Origin of the sequence: Desulfocurvus vexinensis DSM 17965, from assembly GCF_000519125.1 — a bacterium.
GTDB lineage: Bacteria > Desulfobacterota > Desulfovibrionia > Desulfovibrionales > Desulfovibrionaceae > Desulfocurvus > Desulfocurvus vexinensis.
In genome coordinates this window covers 13,231-33,607 of sequence record NZ_JAEX01000022.1, presented here as the reverse complement: position 1 = coordinate 33,607, position 20,377 = coordinate 13,231, and the positions used below count along the sequence as shown (strand labels likewise).

At 64.6% G+C, this 20,377-nt stretch carries 23 protein-coding genes and 1 other RNA gene; 6 read left to right on the top strand and 18 right to left on the bottom strand.

Translation table 11 applies throughout. The annotated features are described in order from the left end of the window. The 8 genes from G495_RS0112660 to G495_RS21205 all read right to left on the bottom strand — a co-directional run. The coding region (locus G495_RS0112660) for an ATP-binding protein (RefSeq protein ID WP_028588112.1) at positions 1–398 on the bottom strand (398 nt) is incomplete at its 3' end. A gap of 26 nt (positions 399–424) precedes the next feature. After that, on the bottom strand, positions 425–1,441 hold the full coding sequence (locus G495_RS0112655; RefSeq protein WP_028588111.1) for a PD-(D/E)XK nuclease family protein: 1,017 nt from the start codon (positions 1,439–1,441) through the stop codon (positions 425–427). Next, a complete protein-coding gene (locus tag G495_RS0112650; protein WP_028588110.1) occupies positions 1,438–1,776 on the bottom strand; it encodes a hypothetical protein in 339 nt (112 codons plus the stop codon). Before G495_RS0112650 ends, G495_RS0112655 begins: the two co-directional genes overlap by 4 nt. 104 nt (positions 1,777–1,880) lie before the next feature. Next, complete coding sequence (locus G495_RS0112645; RefSeq protein ID WP_028588109.1) at positions 1,881–2,465, bottom strand: sigma-70 family RNA polymerase sigma factor; 585 nt, start codon at positions 2,463–2,465, stop codon at positions 1,881–1,883. Between the two features lie 195 nt (positions 2,466–2,660). Next, entirely contained in the window at positions 2,661–2,987 is a 327-nt protein-coding gene (locus G495_RS0112640; protein WP_028577538.1) for a hypothetical protein, read from the bottom strand. A gap of 173 nt (positions 2,988–3,160) precedes the next feature. Then, positions 3,161–5,263, bottom strand: coding sequence for a 7-cyano-7-deazaguanine synthase (locus G495_RS0112635; RefSeq protein ID WP_028577539.1), 2,103 nt, complete (start codon positions 5,261–5,263; stop codon positions 3,161–3,163). After that, on the bottom strand, positions 5,253–5,990 hold the full coding sequence (locus G495_RS0112630; RefSeq protein ID WP_245588429.1) for a hypothetical protein: 738 nt from the start codon (positions 5,988–5,990) through the stop codon (positions 5,253–5,255). Before G495_RS0112630 ends, G495_RS0112635 begins: the two co-directional genes overlap by 11 nt. Before the next feature lie 84 nt (positions 5,991–6,074). After that, positions 6,075–6,308, bottom strand: coding sequence for a LexA family protein (locus G495_RS21205; protein WP_009379056.1), 234 nt, complete (start codon positions 6,306–6,308; stop codon positions 6,075–6,077). 296 nt (positions 6,309–6,604) lie between these two features. Between G495_RS21205 and G495_RS21200 the strand changes: the two genes are divergently transcribed. The 4 genes from G495_RS21200 to G495_RS0112615 are packed head-to-tail and all read left to right on the top strand — an operon-like array spanning position 6,605 to position 9,404. Beyond that, positions 6,605–6,847 (top strand): hypothetical protein, encoded by a 243-nt coding sequence (locus tag G495_RS21200; protein WP_028577541.1) that lies wholly within the window; start codon positions 6,605–6,607, stop codon positions 6,845–6,847. A gap of 34 nt (positions 6,848–6,881) precedes the next feature. Further along, a complete protein-coding gene (locus tag G495_RS0112625; RefSeq protein WP_028577542.1) occupies positions 6,882–7,406 on the top strand; it encodes a DUF2924 domain-containing protein in 525 nt (174 codons plus the stop codon). Next, on the top strand, positions 7,399–8,985 hold the full coding sequence (locus G495_RS0112620; RefSeq protein WP_028577543.1) for a recombinase family protein: 1,587 nt from the start codon (positions 7,399–7,401) through the stop codon (positions 8,983–8,985). Before G495_RS0112625 ends, G495_RS0112620 begins: the two co-directional genes overlap by 8 nt. Beyond that, positions 8,982–9,404, top strand: coding sequence for a hypothetical protein (locus tag G495_RS0112615; protein ID WP_011700568.1), 423 nt, complete (start codon positions 8,982–8,984; stop codon positions 9,402–9,404). Before G495_RS0112620 ends, G495_RS0112615 begins: the two co-directional genes overlap by 4 nt. A 419-nt stretch (positions 9,405–9,823) precedes the next feature. Here G495_RS0112615 and ssrA read toward each other — a convergent pair. The 3 genes from ssrA to G495_RS0112605 all read right to left on the bottom strand — a co-directional run bounded on the left by ssrA (position 9,824) and on the right by G495_RS0112605 (position 11,767). Then, positions 9,824–10,177: a transfer-messenger RNA gene (gene ssrA, locus G495_RS21195) on the bottom strand. A gap of 504 nt (positions 10,178–10,681) precedes the next feature. Further along, on the bottom strand, positions 10,682–10,948 hold the full coding sequence (locus tag G495_RS0112610) for an RNA recognition motif domain-containing protein (RefSeq protein ID WP_028588107.1): 267 nt from the start codon (positions 10,946–10,948) through the stop codon (positions 10,682–10,684). A gap of 552 nt (positions 10,949–11,500) precedes the next feature. Continuing rightward, entirely contained in the window at positions 11,501–11,767 is a 267-nt protein-coding gene (locus G495_RS0112605) for an RNA recognition motif domain-containing protein (protein ID WP_028588106.1), read from the bottom strand. Between the two features lie 384 nt (positions 11,768–12,151). Here G495_RS0112605 and G495_RS20540 point away from each other — a divergent pair, with 384 nt between their 5' ends. Together G495_RS20540 and G495_RS0112595 are read left to right on the top strand one after the other, a co-directional pair. Continuing rightward, a complete protein-coding gene (locus tag G495_RS20540; RefSeq protein ID WP_051445364.1) occupies positions 12,152–12,778 on the top strand; it encodes a DUF6515 family protein in 627 nt (208 codons plus the stop codon). A 165-nt stretch (positions 12,779–12,943) separates the two neighbouring features. Beyond that, the gene (locus tag G495_RS0112595) at positions 12,944–13,246 is read left to right on the top strand and encodes a hypothetical protein (protein ID WP_028588105.1); all 303 of its coding nucleotides are present in this window, start codon (positions 12,944–12,946) and stop codon (positions 13,244–13,246) included. A gap of 120 nt (positions 13,247–13,366) precedes the next feature. On the opposite strand, the gene lysA is transcribed toward G495_RS0112595, so the two are convergent. The 7 genes from lysA to G495_RS0112560 are packed head-to-tail and all read right to left on the bottom strand — an operon-like array spanning position 13,367 to position 20,283. Continuing rightward, on the bottom strand, positions 13,367–14,605 hold the full coding sequence (gene lysA, locus G495_RS0112590; protein WP_028588104.1) for a diaminopimelate decarboxylase: 1,239 nt from the start codon (positions 14,603–14,605) through the stop codon (positions 13,367–13,369). 31 nt (positions 14,606–14,636) lie between these two features. After that, entirely contained in the window at positions 14,637–15,068 is a 432-nt protein-coding gene (locus G495_RS19055; protein ID WP_051445363.1) for a hypothetical protein, read from the bottom strand. Between the two features lies 1 nt (position 15,069). After that, positions 15,070–17,790 (bottom strand): DNA mismatch repair protein MutS, encoded by a 2,721-nt coding sequence (mutS, locus tag G495_RS0112580; RefSeq protein ID WP_245588428.1) that lies wholly within the window; start codon positions 17,788–17,790, stop codon positions 15,070–15,072. Then, a complete protein-coding gene (locus G495_RS0112575) occupies positions 17,791–18,936 on the bottom strand; it encodes a tetratricopeptide repeat protein (protein ID WP_028588102.1) in 1,146 nt (381 codons plus the stop codon). Positions 18,937–18,953: 17 nt separating this feature from the next. Then, a complete protein-coding gene (locus tag G495_RS19050) occupies positions 18,954–19,286 on the bottom strand; it encodes a lipopolysaccharide assembly protein LapA domain-containing protein (RefSeq protein ID WP_035252083.1) in 333 nt (110 codons plus the stop codon). Positions 19,287–19,305: 19 nt separating this feature from the next. Further along, positions 19,306–19,794, bottom strand: a complete 489-nt coding sequence (locus tag G495_RS0112565; protein WP_028588101.1) for an HIT family protein — start codon at positions 19,792–19,794, stop codon at positions 19,306–19,308. A gap of 15 nt (positions 19,795–19,809) precedes the next feature. Next, positions 19,810–20,283 (bottom strand): TIGR00725 family protein, encoded by a 474-nt coding sequence (locus G495_RS0112560; RefSeq protein ID WP_028588100.1) that lies wholly within the window; start codon positions 20,281–20,283, stop codon positions 19,810–19,812. Between the last annotated feature and the right edge of the window lie 94 nt (positions 20,284–20,377).

Genomic DNA, 20,377 nt, shown 5'->3' with positions numbered 1-20,377 from the left:
TAGGGCAGGAAGGCGAGCTTGTTGATGACGCGCTGGAACTCGTTGTTGATCAGCGCGTAGCCCTTGCCGTAGCCCAGGTCGGATTCGTGCTCGATCTTGAATTTCTTGCAGACGTAGTCCGAGCACATCTTGTAGGCGTTATCCACCGTGTCGACGACGATGGTCTTGAACTCGTGCTTGCCCTCGGCGATCTCGGCGCAGGCCTGCAGAAGGTCGTCCCAGCAGGTGATCGGGGTCTGGAACACCTCCAGGGCGTTCAGGCCCGGCTCGGTCGCCAGGAACAGTGCGTCATCGGCCTTGGAGCACCAGGTGCTCTTGCCGATCTTGCTCGGGCCGTACACCAGGGCGGTGAGGTCCGAGAGTGTGTGTTTGGGTTTGCTTTTGGTCTTGGGAAGCATGGCTTCGTCTCCTTATGGTTGGGATTTCAAAACACCGGAGCGGCGTCTTCACCGGCTCCGTCCCGCAGCTCTTCGTGCGGGGCGATCCGTTGGAAATGGTTTTCGATGACGTTGGGGTTGCCGCCCGAGCGGCAGAGCTGGAAGTAGGCGCAGGGCCTTCCGTACTGGAAGCAGTAGCTGGTGTTGCGGTAGAAGGTGTCGCGCCGACGGGCGTCGAGCATGGCCTTGGAGAGTTCCCACAGCTCCGCCCGCAGTTCCTCGAACTGGTCGCGGGAGATGTAGAGCACCTCGCGGTGGAACATGCCCGGCTCGAGGTACTTTTCCTGGAGCCGCTGCTGGAAGGTGTCGTCGTCCTCCGGCAGCTTGCGCTTGGCGCTGCTCTTGCCGGTTTTCGACTTGGCAATCAGCTCAGCCCGGCGGGCCTCGAATTCGGCTTCGGTCTCACCCTTGCCCTGGCGCAGCTTGGCCTTGACCAGAACGTTGTAGATGATGCCGCTGACCGTGATGCCGAGGGTCTGCTCCAGGTACCAGGCGTAGAGGATGATCTGGAAATCGGTCCAGAGCCGCTCCAGGTAGCTGGCGTCGATCTGCGAGGCGGTTTTGTGTTCCAGCAGGAAGTACTGGCCATCCTGACGGACGATGCCATCCACCTTCCCGGCGAGGATGAAACTGCGCGAGGTCGCCCCGGTCGCCGGGTTGACGATGGGGCCTTCGAAGGTCTTCTCGAGCGCGACGACCTCGAACTCTTCAGCCGGGTAGTGTTCCGCATAGGCGCTCATCATTGCCCTGGCGAGATGCCAGTCGGCCTGTTGATGGTCGTCCTGCGCCCGGTTCGGATAGGTCCGGTCGATGTGGTCGAGGACCTTGGCCAGATCCCGCTCGCCGTGCCAGCACTCCAGGCAGTCGTGAATGACCGCGCCGAAGGCCAGATTGGGGTCGCGCTCGAGCGGCACCAGCTCGTCGATGTAGCGCCACTTGCAGGCCATGCGGCAGTTGCGGAACAGCCGCCACATGGAATAGGTGGTGGTCATCAGCTCGCTCATACCGCCACCCCCGCTTCGGCAGCGGCGGGCGCTGCGCGATGCTTTGAGGCACAGGCGCAACCCGACGGCTGGGTACGTTCGATCAGGACCGAGCGTTCGCCGTATTCCTTGGAGGCGAAGCCAGTGAAGATGCGGGCAAGGTCGCTGCCGACATCGGTGGAGGCGTCGATCACGCAGGTGCGGCGGGCCTTGTCCAGACTGAACCGGCTCTCCATCCGCACACGGGAACGGCCATGCAGGCTTTCGACAGCCAGCATCGCCAGCATGAAAGTGTCTTCCAGTTCCTGGGCCGGGACCGACTCGTCAAAACGGTACTTGTAGGTGTCGTGAGTCATGGTTGAACTCCTCTTTTGTTCAGGTTCTGATTTCCGAGGCCCCGGATAGCCGCACCATGCGGCACGGTGCTTACTTACCGGAGCCGGAGTCGATGCGTCGGAGATCACAGGTAGTCCTCGAGTCCGGCCTCGCGGAACGCGTCCCGCAGCTTGCTCAGCCGGTCGTAGAGGGTAGTTCTGGGAATGCCCATCTCCCGGGCGACTTCGGCCATGGTGCTGTCGTGCAGGCGCAAGCACAGATCCCGGAGCTCTTCCGGCAGCGAGGCGATGGCTTGGCCGAGATCCATGCGGATCTCATGGGCGAGGCGCTCTCTTGTTTCGCGGGTGCCGCTCCCCAGAGAGCCTTCGCTATCCAGGAAGTCGATCCGCTCGGTGCTGTCGCCCTCACCGTTGTCGAGGGGTTCGTTGAGTGATGTTTGGCAGAGCCGCCAGTCCCGGCATTGGGCGAACCGGGCCTCCAGAATGGTGGAGATGTGACGTTCGACGATCCGGGCCATGAAGGTGGTCTTCTTGGCCTTGGCGGGATTGAAATGCCGCATCCGCTGCAGCAGATCGATCATCAGTTCCTGTTCGAGGTCGGGTCTGTCGTCCTCGGTGAATCCGGCCTTGCCTACGAGTTGACGTGCTTTGTGCCGAATGAGGTCGGCGGCATACTTGTCGATGCCGTCGTAAGAATTCTGAGAAACCATCGGGGCCTCCTCGGAGCGAGGAGGAGGTCCGCGTGGGTGTCGGCACGGGCCAGATCACAGGACAAAGCTGTCGCGTGGGCGAAGGGGTCGCAGGTACGCCGCCAATTGCCGTATTCGGCTCGGCGACACCCACAACAGCCTCCGCCATGCGTCCAGCTTGTTGTCCAGTGTCTAAGGGTTCAGGTCGTTACGTGTTCAGGCTGCCCGTTCCTCGATGCGCATCAGGAACGGGAGACCGTGCTTGATCTCGAGCAGGCAGACTTTTCCGCTGCCCATCTGCGCGAGGTGCTCCAGCAGCGCCACGACCTCTTGCTTGAGAATGAAGTCATCCTGGTCGCGCTCGGGCCGGGGACCGCTCTGTCCGGCCAGCTTGATCTCGCGCTCGATGACCGTGTCAGGGGTGAGTTCCGGCTCGCCGTCGCGGACCGGAATGTTGGTGATGCGGCCGAAGTTGATGTCCTGCATCAACTCGATGAGTCGCCGCTTCGGTGGGGTGAGGTGTGCTTTGTTGACTTGTGCCACTGCCAGTCTCCTTGTTCGGAAGTTCTGGCACGCCCGGTGGCCAACCCTGTGCTGACCAATAAAAAACGCCGGATCGCGCCTTCATTGGGGAAGGCGCTACATCCGGCGTCGCAATGGCTACATTTGGCGTAGCGGAAATATTTTTTAGTTTTTTCTTCCTGGGTGGCCCCGGGTCACTCGTTGACTATCGGGCGGACCTCCCAAACGATCTCCTCTTCGGTCCGGTAGACCGGTTCGTTGCCGCACTTGATGGACTCCTTCAGGTGGGCGGCCAGCGGCTTGTCATACTTTTCCAGATACGTGATGGCCCGGTTCACGGCACTCCGGAAGGCGTCGCGGATGTTCTTCCGCTTGTCGTTGGATTTCCGGAGTTTGCCACCCAGACCAACCGCCTCGTTGATTGCGGCGGTGATCTGGGTCATTTCGTTCTCGAGCCGCTGGATTTCGGCATCGTTGTTTTCTGCCCGGGCTTCTTCAATTTCCCGAAGAAGCTCGTGAGCCGTCTCCCGGTATTGCTCGACGGCCTTGCGGTCGGCAACGAAGCCGGTATCACCCAACGGAACCCCCTGGGTGACCTGAAAACCTTCATCGGTCTCATTGGAGTTCAGGACCGCGTTGCAGCTATCGATGGCGAACCCGCAGACGATCTCGTAGACCGAGGTTTCCTTGTTCGGCCTTGCCAGGAGGAAATTGATGTACTCGGCCCCTTTATCAACACCCGTCACAAGCACTTCGGCGTTGCCGTTAAAGCGTGCCGCCCAGACACCCCCGCGCTTCCTGAAGTAGTTGTCCGGCTGCTTCTGCTCAACCGGAATGGCGGGGACGGAGATTACCGATCCCGATTCATAGACCGTCCTGAGTAGGCAGTCTCCCGGCAAGGTGCGTTGGCGGATGGCGGTGATGTTGCGGCCAACCATTGTGTCCATTGCATCGCAGACCTCCTTGGCGTGGCGCTTGTAAAGGTCATAGACCTTCTGGGCCACTTTTCCGGAGTTCCCATTAAGGTAGCGGAAGACCCGACTGACCTCGCTGAATCGGGCGATAAACTGGGTGATGTCGTCCTGCTCGCGTACCTGATTGGCACGCTCCAGGTACGCGGCTGTCATGATCTTGTCCTCGTCCTTGCTTCGGCTTTGGGTGAAGATGTCGGCTTTATAGGCTTCCACTGGGTCATATTGATCGGCTTTTGCCGCAATCATGGCAAAACGCCTGTCGATACACTGGGAACACGTTCCGCAATGCGTATGGTGATTGGTCATCTCCCAGGTATGGGTGCAGGTGGTCGATGCCGCGATCATGTCCTGGCATCCGGCCTTGGTGATCACCTCGATGACACCGGCCTTGGTTTTCCAGATGTAGGGATTCTCAATCGTGAACGGTTCGCCAGCCACCAGGCTGATGATTTCCTGAAAACCTCGGATCACCCTGGGGTGGGTGGTGCGTGTTGCCCGGCCGCCGACTACCTGAGCGCAGACCGGCAGATTCAAACTGATGACCCCGTTTTCGTAAAAACGGACGCTTTTCAGATTGAGCATTTTTGCGATGGTCGCCCCGATAGACACATAGAGGAAGGATCGGCTGCGCTGGGTGTACTCGTAGTTCAGCCCCTTGTTCTTGTTGACCCGGACGCCGATGTGTAGCGGGGCGTTTTCCCCAGCCTTGTCGGCAATCATCTTTTCCAGTCGCCGGTGGCGCGTGTTGAGCTTCGGTGTCGATTTGTGGGTAACAAGGACGACCTTGTGTTTTTCATTCAGAACTTCATCGATGGCTCCCGCCAGCGAGTCCAGCCCACCTGAAAACATCACTACCTGTTCCGGATAGCCGAAGAGCCGTCCGTCATCATCAAATTTCAGATATCCCTGGAATGCCTGAGCCTCTTTCAGTTTGACGAACTCGAAGTGATAGTTGTCGTCAGACAAGAAACCAAGCGTGGAGCGCAGCGCCTGGTGGATATCGTCTCCGTTCCAAAAATCTGGCTTCCGCACCGGGATGATGAAGTGCAGATCCCTGCGCCAGCCATGGCCAAAAGAATCGACGTCGTCGGCCCCTCGTGGGATGGCCTGATCGGCACTGTAAACGTAGGTGGCGATTTCGAGCAGGTCCTGGAAAGAATCAGGCACGTCCTTGCTCATCTTTTTGTGGATGTCTTCAATGCGTAGGGTGATCTTGTCCGGCCCATCCTTGCCCCAAAGGCGCAGGCGCAGATCACGGTCAGGATTTTCTTCAATCCCATCGGTCGGTGCGTTCCCACAGATGATATATCGTTTATCTTGCATCGGCTCGCGCTCCTTCTTTTAGCTCGTCCTTCATCTTTTTCAGCGCGTAAGAGGCGAAGCCATTGGAAGACTCCCTGGAGATGTCACCACCTTCTTCGTACCTGTGCTTCGAAAACCAATCTGCTGAAAACTGCTCGACGATCAGGGACGCCTCTTTACAGTGCGTGTTCAGAGCCTTCTCGAATTGTCCCATTTCATTCATGGTGGCAAAGCGCTGGCCCTCGCCCAGATGGGTAGCCAGCGTTTTTGAGAGGAAGTAGTTCATGCTCTCGTTGGTCAGCTTGGCGAAGAAAGTCCGCGACAGCTCTCCGAACTCCCGCTTTTTCCCGAGCGCTGCCAGTGCGGCCCGAACATCATCTGGCCCGGGGGCGAAGAGAGACGGCAGTTTTGGTGAGATGTGCTCTACCAGGGCTCCGACCAATGCACGCTGAGACATTTCACCGAGGTCGGATCGGCCACCGTTGGACTCCAATTTGTTATCCAGGGCCTCGGAGACTGCGGCTGCAAGATCGGGAAGAGATGTATCCTGCGGCAGGTTGACGCCGAGGGATTGGAGATGCTCGCCGAGGTTCTCCTTTTTTGCGGCAATGGCGAGTTGCGTCATCAACCAGACCGCCTCGGTGAACCCCTTATCGTTGAGCACGAAGGTGAATGCTTTATCGGCTGCCCGGATTGTTGCGTTTGCGATTTGGGACACGTCGGCACCGGCCGTGATCAGGCCGACCACCTCTTTCCATGCCCTCGACCTCGGAAGGCTTCCAAGTCTGACGTGCCCCATGTCGATCTCCTTATTTTTCGCGACCCAGCATCGTTATTCGGGCCTCCTGATGACGACGATGCTTCGGGCCTTACGAGCTTCTTTCTTCAGATAGCCTTTCCGTACCAGTTGAGCGATCTGCTCGTGGGCGCTCGCGTGGCTGATACCAAGGACTTCCGACAATTCTTTCACCGTTGGCGGCAACCCCTTTTCATCGATGATTTGGCAAATGACCCTCAGCGTGTTTGCTTGTGGGTCGGTTATTTCCGATACCTTTTTCTTTCCCATGGCGATTGCTCCGTGTCGTAGCCACTGAGCGGATTAAGCCCAATTTATGACCACAAAATATACGACCTGATGAACATCAGGTCAATCAAAAAAACAGGACTTCTCGTCTGATTCCGTCATCTTGCACGTCCCTCCGGTAGGTAACGAACGCAAGTCCGGTTCAAGCCGGATGTAACCAGATAACCGACCAGAGGCGGAGCTGAGGCGGTTGTGGGTGCCATAGAACGCGCATCCCGACCGCCGCCGTTTTCTGGTATCCACGCCATCCAGCCCCCCGGTCCAACCGGAGGTGTTCGATGTTGGATGTACAGGAAATGAATGATGGGCCAGGGACGGATGACCTTGACAAAAACGGCAAACCCGGCCGCCTGTCGGGTGAGGCGAGGCTCCAGTCAGCCGCCTCCATTCTGGCCACGGCGATCCTGCGCCGAATGGCAAAAAACGCATGTGTGGGCAATGAGTTAGAGGTTTTCGAAGATTCTTCCCCTGTGCTCGGAGAAGGACTTGATTCATTGCCGGAACAGAGCATTCATTCATGACAACTCGTCCGGAAACCAAAATAAGGAGTTGAAAATGAATGAGTTACAGAACGCCGCCACCGGCGGCAAGATCCAGGACCGAACCCGAAACTCAGTCCTTCGGCAGATGGCCCTGCTGCAATCCATGTCCCTGGAGCAGCTCCGGGAAAAATGGCTCGACCTCTACGGAGAAGAGCCACCCCAGTACAAGAAACAATTCCTCATCAAGCGGCTGGCCTATCGCATCCAGGAGCTTTTCTACGGCGGGCTGTCCGAACAGGCCAAGGTCCATCTCCAGCAGGCCGCCAAGGAGGACCCGGTCGCCACTGTCAATCGACGCATCCCAGAAGAGCGGAAATCGAACGAAGCGATCCTGCCCGGGACCAGACTGGTGCGGGTCTGGAACGACCGGCGCTATGAGGTGATCGTCCTTGCCGATGGCTACGAGTTCGAAGGCCGCACCTTCCGGTCGCTCAGCGCGGTGGCCAGGGAGATCACCGGGACCAGGTGGAACGGCAAGGTCTTTTTCGGACTGAAGAAGGTTTACGGCAGAAAAGCCGAGGGAGGTTCGGATGCTTGATAACAGCAATGTCGCGCCGGGCAAAAACAAGACCCTGCGCTGTGCCATCTACACCCGCAAGAGCCACGAGGAAGGTCTCGAACAGGAGTTCAACTCGTTGGATGCGCAACGGGAATCGGCGGAACACTATATCGAAGCCCAGAGGATGCGTGGCTGGACGGCTCTGCCGGATCGCTACGACGATGGTGGATTCTCGGGTGGAAACATGGAGCGCCCGGGGCTGCGTCGCCTGCTGGCGGACATCAATGCCGGGAAGATTGACGTGATCGTGGTCTACAAGGTCGACCGGCTGTCCCGCTCGCTGCTGGACTTCATGAAGATGATCGACCTCTTCAACGAGAAGGGTGTCAGCTTCGTCTCGGTCACCCAGCACTTCAGCACCACCGACCCCACCGGACGGATGTTTCTCGGCATCCTGATCACCTTCGCCCAGTACGAGCGGGAGGTCATCGCCGAGCGCATCCGGGACAAGGTGGCGGCCGCCAAGCGCCGGGGGAAATACTGCGGCGGCGTACCCATTCTTGGATACGACGTCGACCGGGACAACAAGAAGCTGCTGGTCAACCCGGATGAAGCCAGGACGGTGCAGTACATCTTCCGCCGATTCATCCAGATCGGCTCGGCCAAGAAGCTGGGCCAGGAATTGAACGAACAGGGATACCGCACAAAAGCCTGGACCACCAAGAAAGGCAAGGTTCGCGAGGGCTCAGAATGGAATACAGGCCACATCTACCGGCTGCTGAACAACCGGGTCTATATCGGCGAGATTGCCCACAAGGATCGCAGCTACCCCGGTGAGCACGAAGGAATCATCGACCGGACGACCTGGGACAAGGTGCAGGCCATCCTGGAGGACAACAAACCGGTCAAGGTTTCCATGGCAAGAACCAAAATGGTCGCCCCGCTGAAAGGCGTCATCCGCTGCGGCCACTGCGGATGCGCGATGGGACCGACCTACGCCCGCAAGAACGGCCGCCACTACACCTATTACATCTGCCAGAAGGACAGCAAGCGGACCGTGAGCCGGTGCCCCCTCAAACGGATTCCCGCCGGGGACATCGAGCAGGCCGTGGTCGAGCAGTTGAGCGCGGTGTTCCGCACGCCGACGCTGGTGGCCAAAACCTACTTCGCGGCCCGGGACATCGAGCAGGTGGAGCGGGAGCGGCTGTTCAAGCAGAAAGCCCAACTCGAAATGGAGCTGTCGCAGGCGCGGGAGCAAGCCATCGAACTTATGAAACCCGGCAACGATCAGCCGGGCAAGACCGAGATGCTCACGACCGTCAACCGCCAGGCGGTCGAGCTCTCGAAACAACTGACGCACGTGAGCGAGCGATGCAGAGCCTACCGGGGGAACAACATCACGGAACAGGACGTTTCGGAGGCCTTCCAGAATGTCGAGGGCTTCTGGGAGGACCTTTTCCCGGTGGAGCGAAACCGGCTCATCCGCCTCCTGGTGGATAAGGTCGAGATCCGCGAGACCGGAATCGACATGGAGCTGCGCACCAACGGGCTGACTACGCTCATCGCCGAGCTGGCCGGTCTGGCATGCGAAGTCACCGAACGGAGGGCAAGCCGATGAAAATGAAGCCGACCATTACCGTAGCCGACAACGGCAACCTGCAGATCCATATCCCGATGCTGATCCGGCGCATGCGCGGCCGCAAGACGGTCATCGCTCCCCAGGCACTGGATGGAGAAATCACCGGAGCGCAGGAACCGGTGCAGTCCGCCGTCCTCCAGGCGCTGGGAAGGGCCTTTTCTTGGGCCGACATCCTCGAATCCGGCCAGATCAAGTCCATCAGCGAGCTTGCCCGTACCCTTGACGTCGATGGCTCGTATGTGGCCCGCATCCTCAAACTGACGACCCTGGCCCCCGACATCGTCGAAGCCCTGATCAACGGTGAGGAACCCAACGGGCTCTCGCTGGCCAAGCTGACCCAGACCTTTCCAGAGGACTGGGCCGAGCAGCGCCGCCAGTTCGGCTTTGCCACCGACTGACGACCGGACCGGAGACCGCCCCAGAGAGCCGACCATCAGCGTCGGCTTTTCTTCTTTAGGGGGCAGGAAGCCGGAGTTGACCGCGCTTCTTTTCATGGCCGAGGCGGGCGATTTCGAAAAAAACGTCCGGTTGCGGCATCGAACGACGACCTAAGACAACCGCCAAAAATGGCAATCAGCCGCAAACCCATATCAATCAAGGATGTAGCTTTCCGGACGAGCTTCGGACTTGGTCCGGAGAAAACAGAGAATCAGGGGCCAAACAGAGAAAGAAAGGCGGGAGGATGGGGAGAATCGATGGTGCGAAGAGGTGCTTTGGAAAGATGTGAAACGGGCGCAACCCCTTTAGAAACAAGGGGAAAAAGAAAACCCGTCACCCCGGAGAATGACCCCAGAGAGACGGGTTTGTCTTTTCTAAATGGTGGAGGCGGGGGGAATCGAACCCCCGTCCGAGAATGCTCCACGCAAGGCGTCTACAGGCTTATTCCATCTTCAGTTCTCGACGCACTCCTGCCGATGGACAGGCTGGAGCACGGCCAGTTCATTGCTTATCTCGCCCCGCGCGCCATGAACATGCGCTTGGTGGCCAGTCCGATGGGGTGTCGCCCGTTTCCGCTTACCGGACATCGGCGGAAGGGACGCTGGCATTTAAGCAGCCAGGGCGTATTCAGTGTCGTTGGCAATTAATGCCTTGCCGCGGTTTAACGAGGCCAACGGCAACCTCGGCCTGCAACCTTGGCTTCAACCATCCCCGTCGAAACCTGGTCGCCCCCTGTCAAAGAGCCAGTACCCATATAAGGCCTTTTCGCGGTTTGGCAAGGAAAGAATGCCCGTGCCGGGCCGAATTTGGCCTGACCGGGGGCCGGGGGCGGAGTCTTCTGGGGGGCGAAGAGATGGAGCAGCTGGCGCGCAAGCACCGCGTTTTGGGCAGTGGCGGGGGGATCTTGGAGGGCGGGGAGAAGCGCACGAAGGATCCGCCGGGGCGGCGGAGTGGGCGGACCAGCGGAAGGCGGGCCGAGGGCTTGCTCTGGGGGTCGGAGCTGGCGAGTCGGCGGTCGCTCATTGCGGGCCTGGGCCCCGGGGGCGCTGGCGCCGCTGCGGCTTCTCAGAAGGTCGGGCGCGGGCGTTGCGGCGGCAGCGCCGTCTGGTTGATCCCAGCCCCCACGGCGGGAACGGCCTGCCCCGGCGGGTGGGCCGTTCCTGCCCCGGGGCGCGCAAAAAAGCCCGCCCCCGGAAGGGGGCGGGCCGTGGTGCCGATGGCTCGGTGCGCGAGGCGCCTACCAGCGGGGGGCGCGCTCGGCGCGGGGGCGGGCTTCGTTGACCTTGATGTTGCGGCCACCGAAGTTGGCGCCATCAAGGGCTTCGATAGCGGCCAGCGCACTCTGGTCGTCCATCTCGACGAAACCGAAGCCACGGGGGCGGCCGGTCTCGCGGTCCTCGACCAGCTTGACGGACGTGACATCACCGTAGGAAGCGAACGCCTCGCGGACGTCTTCTTCGGTGGCGGACCAGGGCAGATTGCCGACGTAGATGCTCTTAGCCATTCTGAAACTCTCCATGAAACGTAATACAGTGGAATATGGCGCACTATGCGCCTTGTAAAAGAGGGCTGTGTACACAAGATGCGTACACAGCCCCTTGTTACCTTGGAATCGACTTTCACCAGCACTGGCCTTGGAATCTGGCCGCGCCCCCGTGGGCGCCACTGGATAACTTTGAGAAGATAGGTGCCGGGAGAGGAAAAGTCAAGATAAAAATTTGCGCCGCGTGATTTTTTCTGCACGTCCGGCCCCAGGAGCCCGCTGGACGGGGCATGAGGCCGGACGGCGTCGGGGAGAGGGGGGCAGGCCCGAACCTGGCGCCGGATGGCCCAGGCCGAACCTGGCGCGGGAAGGCCCAGGCCGATCCTGGCGCGTGGGAGGGAAGACCGACCTGGCGCCGGATGGCTTAACCGACCCGGCGCGGGGGGAGGGACAGACCGGCCCGGGGCCCCGCAGGAGGCGCCGGGGGAGCCCCCCCCCGCGCCCGCCAAAACGAAAGGCCCGCCCCGGAAGGGGCGGGCCTTGGTGCCGTATGATCGGGCGTGGCCGCTGGGACTACCAGCGGGGGGCGCGCTCGGTGCGGGGACGGGCTTCGTTGACCTTGAGGTTGCGGCCACCGAAATCGGTGCCGTCCAGGGCCTCAATGGCGGCCAGCGCGCTCTGGTCGTCCATCTCGACGAAACCGAAGCCACGGGGGCGGCCGGTCTCGCGGTCCTCGACCAGCTTGACGGACTTGACTTCGCCGAAGTTGGAGAACGCCTTGCGGACGTCTTCTTCGGTGGCGGACCAGGGCAGATTGCCGACGTAGATGCTCTTGGCCATTGCAAAACTCTCCATGCGGAATAGGGAAGTGGTTGTGGCGCACCATGCGCCTTCATAAAAGGGGCCGGGTACACAAGTTGCGTACTCGGCCCCTTGATGAACACAATTTGATCTTTCACCAGCGTCGGCGTGTACATGCTTGCCGCGCCCCGGTGGGCGTCACTGGAATTTTTTAGGATTCTTAGGCGGCCCCGGCGAACCTGTCAAGGGCATTTTCCGTCTGAACGTGAAAAAAAACACGGTTTGCGGAGGCGGGGGTCGGCCTTGAGGAATCTTAACTTGAGCCGCGCGGAGCCTTGGGCAACCCTCGGCAGGGGGGAAACGGCCCGCCCGCGCCCGCCGCGCGGGCCCGGCAGGGCGGGCGCCACCTCAGGAGAACAACGCATGCAGAAGAAAAACAAGATCTTCGGATACACGGCCCTGACCCTGGCCCTGCTGGCCACGCTGCACGCGCCCGCAGCCCTGGCCCAGCCCGGCGGGCATGCCCGCGGCGGGCCCGCGCCGCAGCACCACCCCGGCCCCGGGGGCGGCGCCCGGGGGTTCGTCCCCGCGCTGCCCGCCGCAGCGGTGACCATCCTCTTCGCCGGGCTGACCTATGCCTTCGTGGACGGGCTGTTCTACCTGCCCGGGTCCGGCGGGTTCGCCGTCGTCACCCCGCCCGTGGGCCTGGTGATCCCCGTGCTGCCGCCGGGCTGCACGGTGGTCATGGTCGGCCCGCGCACCTACTACCGCGCCCAGGGCGTGTACTACGTGCGCGCCGCCGAGGGCTACGCCGTGGTCCAGCCCCCGGCGCAGGCCGCTCCGGCCCCGGCCCAGCAGGCCCCGGCCCTGCCGTCTTCCGTCACCGTGGTGCTGGAAAACGCCAACGGCTCGCGCACGCCTGTGACCCTCACGCGCACCGCCGACGGCTGGCTGGGCCCCAAGGGCGAACTGTACGACGCCATACCGACCCAGGAACAGCTGCGCCCCTACTACGGGCTCGCGGCCCAGGCCCCGGGCCAGACGCTCTAGCCGACAGTCGAAAACCCATAGTCCGCAGGCCGTTCAGAGATGGCAATATCCAAGGCGCGAGAAAAATCCAAGCCGACGCGGAGCAAGACGGACGCGCGGGTCCGGGTTTTCCGGCAACGCGGCGGGTCGCCATGTTGGGCGGCCTGCTGGCGCGAGGAGCGCCCCATGCCCACCCGAAACCGCAATCTCCTGTGGGAGGCCCTGGCCCTGGCCGCGCTGCTGGCGCTGCTGACCCTGTGCATGACGCTTGCGGCCTGCGCGCCCCGGCGCGAGCCCCCGCCGCCCGCGCCCCAGGCCGGAGAGGCCCGGCAGGAGCAGACCACCGTCTACGTCCACAACCCCAACGGCTCGCGCACGCCGGTGGTTTTGACCCGCGTCGGGCCGGACCAGTGGCGCGGGCCGCGCGGCGAGGTCTACCACGGCGTTCCGGCCGAAGAGGCGTTGCGCCCGGCCTACGGCCTGCGCTGACCCGCACCGCGCCGAGGCGGTAAAACCAAGGGGGCGCCCCGCAACATGTTTGCGGGGCGCCCCTTTCGGCGTTCGTCCGGGAGGCGCCGGGGGCGCCATGGGCGGCGGCCCGGCCCGGGATCAGTCTTCCAGGGCCGTCAGGTCCGCGCAGGTTTCGCGGCGGCGGGCCACGATGACCTCGGCGCCGTCCACGATGAGCTCCGCGGCCCGGGGCCGGGAGTTGTAGTTGGAGCTCATGGTGAAGCCGTAGGCCCCGGCGGAGAGCACCGCCAGCAGCTCGTCCTGCTCCACCTCGGGCAGCTCGCGGTCGCGGGCCAGGAAGTCACCGGACTCGCAGATCGGCCCGACCACATCGACGGCGCGCCGGGGGCGCTCCTGCTCCAGCACGGGGATGATCTTGTGGTAGCTGCCGTACAGCGAGGGGCGGATCAGGTCGTTCATGGCCGCGTCGGCAATGAGGAAGTGCTTGCTCGGGGTGTCCTTGGTGTAGAGCACGCGGGAGACCAGGATGCCCGCGTTGCCCGCGATGACCCGCCCGGGCTCGAGGATCAGCTTCAGCGGCAGGCCGCGCAGGCGCTCGGCCAGGGCGCGCCCGAATTCGCGCGGGTGGGGCGGCTCTTCGGCGTCGTAGGTGATGCCCAGGCCGCCGCCCAGGTCGAGGTATTTGATGGCGATGCCCTCGGCGCCCAGGGCGCGCCAGAAGTCGAGCAGCTTGTCCAGGGCTTCCAGGAAGGGCTCCAGGGTCGTAAGCTGCGAGCCGATGTGGCAGTCGATGCCCACGGGGTTGACCCCGGGCAAGTCGCGGGCGCGCAGGTAGGTGGCCATGGCGGTGCCCATGTCCAGGCCGAACTTGTTCTTCTTCATGCCCGTGGAGATGTACGGGTGGGTCTTGGGGTCCACGTCGGGGTTGATGCGCAGCGAGATGTCCGCCGTGCGGCCCAGGCGCGAGGCGATGCGCCCGATGCGCTCCAGCTCGCCCACGGACTCGACGTTGAACATCAGGATGCCCGCTTCCAGGGCCTGTTCGATCTCCTCGGGGCGCTTGCCCACGCCGGAGTAGACGATGCGTTCGGCGGGGATGCCCGCCTTGAGCGCGCGGTGCAGCTCGCCGCCGGACACGATGTCCATGCCCGCGCCCATGGCGCCGAGCAGGCGCAGCACCCCGAGGTTGGAGTTGGCCTTGACGGAGTAGCAGGTCAGCCGGTCGAGCCCTTCGAAGGCCGAGTCGAAGGCCTCGAAATGGCGGCGCAGGGTGGCGGCGGAATAGACGTACAGGGGCGTGCCGTGGCGTTCGGCCAGCTCGCGCACGGGCACGTCCTCGGCGTACAGTTCGCCGCCGCGGTATTCGAAGTGATGCATGGGTCGGTTCTCCCAGGGGGTTGCGGCAGGCTTAGGGAGTTGTGGTCATGACCTCCGTGCGCACGTCGCGCAGGGTCCTGTGGATGCTCTTGCCCGTCAGGCGCCAGCGGTAGGCCTTGGCGGGGTCCAGGCCGCAGGCCGTAAGCGCCAGGCGGCCCTGTTCCAGGGTGCTGAAGGCGTCGCCGGGCACGAATTCGCGGGTTTCCATGGCCTGGAAGGGGCAGCCCTCGCAGTCGTCCCAGGCCAGCTCGAGGTGCACGGCGCGCAGGTTGCGCCAGGCGCCCGCCACGCGGGACTGGACCATCAGGCAACCCGAGGACAGCTCCCCCTGGGTGCGCACGAAGCTGAAGGCGTCTTCGGGGGCGGAGGGCTCGGGCCAGATCTTCTTGCCGCACCCGGCCACGAGGGTCAGGGCCGCCAGGGCCGCGAGGGTCGCAAGGACCAAACGGAAAGAGGGCTGCATCCTAATCGTCCTCGCAGGGGGGGCACAGGGTTGTCGCTTTCCATGTGTACAGGAAGTTCAATGCCTCAATGGGGGTCAGGCGGTCAACCTCCAGGCGCTCCAGCTCGTCCATGAAGGCCCGCACCCGGGGCGGGATGTCCGGCGCCGCCGGGGCCTGGGGCGCGGCGGGCGGCGCCGGGGGCGCAAGCCCGGGCAGCAGCCCCTGGGCCGGGGCGGCCAGGGCCAGCACGGAATGCGCCCCGCCCGAGCGGGCCTCCAGCCCGGCCAGGATGTCCTTGGCGCGGGCCACCACCCGCCGGGGCACCCCGGCCAGCTGGGCCACCTGGATGCCGTAGCTGCGGTCCGACGGGCCGGGCACCATGCGCCGCAGGAAGATGATCTCGTCGCGGTATTCGCGCACGGCCACGTTGAAGTTGGCCACCCCCGGAATCTCGCCCTCCAGGGCCGTCAGCTCGTGGTAGTGCGTGGCGAACAGGGTGCGCACGCCGCCCTTGCCGCGCGCGGCCAGCTCCTCCACCACGGCCCAGGCCAGGGCCAGGCCGTCGAAGGTGCTGGTGCCGCGCCCGATCTCGTCGAGGATGACCAGACTGCGCGCCCCGGCCTGACGCAGGATGCGCGCGGTCTCGCTCATCTCGACCATGAAGGTGCTCTGGCCCTCGGCCAGATTGTCCGAGGCGCCCACGCGCGAGAAGATGCGGTCGGCCAGCCCGATGCTGGCGCTGGCGGCGGGCACATAGGAGCCGATCTGGGCCAGGATGCAGATGATGGCCGCCTGACGCAGCACCGTGGACTTGCCGGCCATGTTCGGGCCGGTGATGACCAAGAGGCGCTTGTCCTGGGTCAGGTGCAGGTCGTTGGGGATGTAGCCCGCCGTGCCCTGCATGGCCTCCACCACCGGGTGGCGCCCCTCGCGGATGGTCACGTCCAGCCCGTCGTGCAGCTCGGGGCGCGTCCAGCCCCGGCGGCGGGCGGTCTCGGCCAGGCCCTGCCAGCAGTCGATGGCCGCCAGACGCTGGGCCATGTCCAGGAAGCGGTGGGCAGCCTCGGCCACCCCGGCGCGCAGCTCCTTGAACAGCGCGAATTCCAGCTCCTTGCGCCGGTCGGCGGCGTGCAGGATGCGCTCCTCCAGCTCGGCGAGCTGGGGCGTGGCGTAGCGCTCGCAGTTGGCCAGGGTCTGGCGGCGGGTGAAGTGGTAGGGCGCCTTGTCCGCCAGGGACTTGGGCAGCTCGAAATAGTAGCCGAACACGCGGTTGAAGCCGAGCTTCAGCTTGTCCAGCCCCGAGGCGGCGCGCTCGGCTTCCAGCAGCCCCTGGACCTGGGCCTGGCCGTGGTCGGTCAGGTCCATGAGCTCGTCCAGCTCGGGGTGGTAGCCGCGCCGGAACAGCCCGCCCTCGGTGACCACGGGCGGCGGCGAGTCCTCCAGGGCGCGGTGCAGCAGGGTGGCGTAGTCGTCCAGGCTGTCCCACCCGCCCAGGAGCTGGCGCAGGGCCGCCGGGGCGTCGTCGGCGTGCGTTTCCACGGCCCCGGCCAGCCGCTCGCGCAGCCCGGGCAGGGCGCCCAAAGAGCCGCGCAGGGCGACGAAATCGCGCGGGGTGGCGCGGTTCATGCGGATGCGCGTCACCAGCCGTTCCAGGTCGTAGACCGAATCCAGGAGCGTGCGCAGGTCCGCGCGCAGGGTGTCATCCTCGACGAACAGGCGCACGCAGTCCTGGGTCTTGACGATGGGCGCCAGGTCCTTCCAGGGCATGCGCAGCCGCCCGGCCAAAAGCCGCCCGCCCATGGGCGTCAGCGTTGCGTCCAGCACGGCCCACAGGGTGCCGCGCCCGCGTGAGCCGTCCAGACGGCGGAACAGCTCCAGGTTGCGCTCGGTCACGTCGTCCAGCAAAAGGTGCCGGGCGAGGTTCAGGGGCTTGAAGGGCGCCAGGCGGAAGTCCTCGCGCATCTGCGTCTGGCGCAGGTAGACGAGGATGGCGCCCATGGCCTGCACGAGCTGGGGCTTGTCGGCCAGGTCCAGGGCCGCGAGGTCGGCCACGCCCTGGTCGCGCAGCACATGGCGCGTGGCGGCGGCCAGATCGAAATGCGAGCGCGCGGGCAGGTGGTTCACCCGCCGGGCCAGGCCCTGGTGGCTGCGGGGCGGCTCGTGCCCCACGGGCAGCAGGATTTCGCTGGGCCCGAGCTTGGCCAGCCACTGCCAGAGCTGCTCCTGGCGGGCGGCGGCCAGCCCGGACCACTCGCCCGTGGACACGTCGGCCCAGGCCAGGCCCCCGGCGTCCTTGTCGGCGTCGAAGTACAGGGCGCAGAGGTAGTTGTGGTCCTTGGCGTCGAGGTTCTCGTCCTCCACCAGGGTGCCCGGGGTCAGCACGCGGGTCACCTGGCGCTCCACCAGCCCCTTGGCCTCGCGCGGGTCCTGGACCTGATCGCACACGGCCACGCGGTAGCCCTTGTCCAGCAGGCGGGCGGCGTAGTCCCAGTAAGAATGGTGCGGCACCCCGGCCATGGGCACGGGGTTGTCGGACTGCTTGTTGCGCGAGGTCAGGGTGATCTGCAATTCGCGCGCGGCGGTGCGCGCGTCGTCGAAGAACAACTCGTAGAAGTCGCCCATGCGGTAGAAGAGCAGGGTGCCGGGGTGCTCCTGCTTGATGCGCAGGTACTGCTCGAACATGGGGGTCATTTTGACCCCGGGCTCCTGGGGCGGCGCTGCGCCGGGGCTTTTGGCGGTCATCTATTCGGTGAGCACGGTGCGGTATTTGATGGAGTGCCAGCTCTTGCAGCGCGGGCACAGGAAGAAGAGCTGCTCGCGCTTGAGGCCGCAGCGGCGGCAGACGAAGCGCTTGAGCTCGCGGGCGCGGTGCACGAAAAAGTCGAGCTGGGTGCGGAAGGACTCGCCCAGCTCCTGGCCCTGGGTGTCCAGGGCCAGCAGTTCCAGGCGCGCGGGCCAGAACCCGGGGTTGAGCACCAGGGTCCGCTCCAGCCAGCGCCGCGAGGCCTCGGGGTCGTCGCCGTAGAGCATCCAGGCCGCGTAGAATTGCAGCAGCAGGTCGTCGTCGTGGCGCTCCAGCAGGGGCAGGGCCACGGCGGTCAGCTCCCGGCGCGGATGGTACTGGAAGGGCTTGTCGGCCTGCATGGCCGCGCCGGGGCCCAACTCGCGGACCTTGGCCGCCTCCAGCAGCCCTTCCAGCAGCACGAAGCGCTGGTCGGGCTGCACGCTGTCCAGGGCGCGGGCCAGATGGTGGCCGACCTCGCGCCAGTTGTTCGCGGCCAGGGCCTGGCGCATGAGCTCGATCCAGGCCTCCAGGGAGCCGGGGTGGGCCTTGAGGGCCTTGCGCAGCCATTTGTAGCCCTGGGCCTGCTGGCCGTCGGCGAAGCGGTCCGTGGCCAGGCGGACCAGATGGTGCGCCTCGGCCACCGGGTTGCCCAGGCGGGCGTAGTGGCGGGCGGCCTGCTCGTGGTCCCCGCTGTCGGCGGTGAGCCGGGCCAGCTCGGCCATCACGGCGTCGGAGTCCCCGCCCAGCCTGCGGGCCTGTTCGAAGGCGTGCATGGCCCGGTCCAGGAAGCCGCCGCGCTTGAAGTCGCGGCCCAGCTCGAACCAGGCCTTGGCCTGGACCTCCCTGTCCAGCCCGGGGCGGACGATGAGGCTCTGGCGGATCTGCACGGCGCGCTCGATCTCGCCGTGGGAGCGGTAGAGATTGCCCAGGGCGAGGTAGATCTCCACCGCGTCGGGGTTGGCGCGCACCACCTGGGAGAGTTCGGCGATGGCGGCCTGGGTGTCGCCGGAAACGGCGCCCGCGTCCTGGAACAGGGTCGCGCGCCCGCCGCCGCCCATGGGCCGCACGGGCTTGCCGTCCAGGATGTCGCGCCACCAGGTCATGACTGCCCCCGGGGGTGCTAGTTGTCCTGCGCCGGGGTGGCGTCGGACAGCGGCAGGTTGCGCAGCGAGGTCACTTCCTGCTCCAGGGTGGCCAGCTTGCGGTTGGCCCGCGCCAGCTCGCGCCCGGTGCGCAGCTTTTCCAGGAAGAAGTAGAGCAGGGTCAGCACGCTGCCCAGGAAGAAGGCGGCCAGCAGGAACATGTACAGCGGCGATTCCAGGGCGAAGAGCTGCGCGTCGAACAGGGTCAGCCCCAGGGACAGGGGCGCGCCCAGCACCGGCAGGTTCTGGGCGAACAGGGCCATGGTCAGCACGAACAGGGCGATCACGGCCAGGAACTTGATGAAACGCATGGAAGATCTCCTTTTGGCGCTAGGCTGTATATTGGTCGAAAAGGGGCCGCAGGGCCGCATAGGTGGAGTCGATGTGCTCGGGGATGACCCGCGTCTGCGAGGCGAAGGCCATGAACGAGGAATCGCCCGTCCAGCGGGGCACGAGGTGGAAATGCAGGTGCTCCTTGATGCCCGCCCCGGCGGCCTCGCCGATGTTCACCCCGCCGTTGACGCCCTGGGGCCGGAAGCGCTCCTGCAGGATGCGCGTGCTGACCTGCATCAGGTCCATCAGCTCGTGGCTTTCCTCGGGGGTCAGGTCCACGAGGTTCATCAGGTGCCGGTAGGGGCAGACCATCAGGTGCCCGTTGTTGTAGGGAAAGATGTTCATGATCACGAAGCAGGTCCGCCCGCGGTGGAGCACGCGGCGGCTCTGGTCCTCGCCGGTGTCCTTGGGCAGGCAGAAGGGGCACTGGTCGGCCTTGGGGCCGAGGATGTATTCAAGGCGCCACGGGGCCCACAACACGTCCATGGATCGTCCTTTGCGTCAGTTGTTGGGCTCGCCCGCAAGGATCCGGGCGGCCAGTTCCACGGCCTGGGCCGGGCTGGTGGCGGGCACCACGCCGGGGATGTTCTTCCAGGCGCCCAGGGCGACCACCGCGCGGCCCGACTTCAGGGCCAGGGCGATCTCGGACAGGGTGCCGTAGCCGCCTTCCACGGCGATGACCACATCGCCGTTTTGCACCACCAGGGCGTTGCGCATCTGGCCGATGCCCGTGGCCAGGGCCGTCTCGATGTAGGGGTTGGCGCCGCGCCGGTCGGCGCCGGGCAGGATGCCCACGGTGTGGCCCCCGGCCTCGCGCGCGCCCTGGGCCGCAGCCTCCATGACCCCCGACAGCCCGCCGCAGACCAGGGTCCAGCCCCGGGCGGCGATGAGCGCCCCCAGCTCGCGGGCCGTGGCCCGCACCGCGTCGTCGCAGCGTCCGGCGCCGATCACCGAAACATGCACGTCTTCGTTCACCGCAGCCCCCCGGCACGGGCCTGGCCCGTGGAATTCAAGCATGGAGCGGACCGTGCCGTTGTACACGCCGCGCGCGCCAAGGGCAAGGCCCGCG

What these genes read in the sequence shown, in the direction of transcription:
- G495_RS0112655 (WP_028588111.1), bottom strand. Translation starts at nt 1,441, where the DNA reads ATGAGCGAGCTGATGACCACCACCTATTCCATGTGGCGGCTGTTCCGC.
- G495_RS0112650 (WP_028588110.1), bottom strand. Translation starts at nt 1,776, where the DNA reads ATGACTCACGACACCTACAAGTACCGTTTTGACGAGTCGGTCCCGGCC.
- G495_RS0112645 (WP_028588109.1), bottom strand. Translation starts at nt 2,465, where the DNA reads ATGGTTTCTCAGAATTCTTACGACGGCATCGACAAGTATGCCGCCGAC.
- G495_RS0112635 (WP_028577539.1), bottom strand. Translation starts at nt 5,263, where the DNA reads ATGCAAGATAAACGATATATCATCTGTGGGAACGCACCGACCGATGGG.
- G495_RS21205 (WP_009379056.1), bottom strand. Translation starts at nt 6,308, where the DNA reads ATGGGAAAGAAAAAGGTATCGGAAATAACCGACCCACAAGCAAACACG.
- G495_RS21200 (WP_028577541.1), top strand. Translation starts at nt 6,605, where the DNA reads ATGTTGGATGTACAGGAAATGAATGATGGGCCAGGGACGGATGACCTT.
- G495_RS0112625 (WP_028577542.1), top strand. Translation starts at nt 6,882, where the DNA reads ATGAATGAGTTACAGAACGCCGCCACCGGCGGCAAGATCCAGGACCGA.
- G495_RS0112620 (WP_028577543.1), top strand. Translation starts at nt 7,399, where the DNA reads ATGCTTGATAACAGCAATGTCGCGCCGGGCAAAAACAAGACCCTGCGC.
- G495_RS0112615 (WP_011700568.1), top strand. Translation starts at nt 8,982, where the DNA reads ATGAAAATGAAGCCGACCATTACCGTAGCCGACAACGGCAACCTGCAG.
- G495_RS0112610 (WP_028588107.1), bottom strand. Translation starts at nt 10,948, where the DNA reads ATGGCTAAGAGCATCTACGTCGGCAATCTGCCCTGGTCCGCCACCGAA.
- G495_RS0112605 (WP_028588106.1), bottom strand. Translation starts at nt 11,767, where the DNA reads ATGGCCAAGAGCATCTACGTCGGCAATCTGCCCTGGTCCGCCACCGAA.
- G495_RS20540 (WP_051445364.1), top strand. Translation starts at nt 12,152, where the DNA reads ATGCAGAAGAAAAACAAGATCTTCGGATACACGGCCCTGACCCTGGCC.
- G495_RS0112595 (WP_028588105.1), top strand. Translation starts at nt 12,944, where the DNA reads ATGCCCACCCGAAACCGCAATCTCCTGTGGGAGGCCCTGGCCCTGGCC.
- lysA (WP_028588104.1), bottom strand. Translation starts at nt 14,605, where the DNA reads ATGCATCACTTCGAATACCGCGGCGGCGAACTGTACGCCGAGGACGTG.
- G495_RS19055 (WP_051445363.1), bottom strand. Translation starts at nt 15,068, where the DNA reads ATGCAGCCCTCTTTCCGTTTGGTCCTTGCGACCCTCGCGGCCCTGGCG.
- mutS (WP_245588428.1), bottom strand. Translation starts at nt 17,790, where the DNA reads ATGACCGCCAAAAGCCCCGGCGCAGCGCCGCCCCAGGAGCCCGGGGTC.
- G495_RS0112575 (WP_028588102.1), bottom strand. Translation starts at nt 18,936, where the DNA reads ATGACCTGGTGGCGCGACATCCTGGACGGCAAGCCCGTGCGGCCCATG.
- G495_RS19050 (WP_035252083.1), bottom strand. Translation starts at nt 19,286, where the DNA reads ATGCGTTTCATCAAGTTCCTGGCCGTGATCGCCCTGTTCGTGCTGACC.
- G495_RS0112565 (WP_028588101.1), bottom strand. Translation starts at nt 19,794, where the DNA reads ATGGACGTGTTGTGGGCCCCGTGGCGCCTTGAATACATCCTCGGCCCC.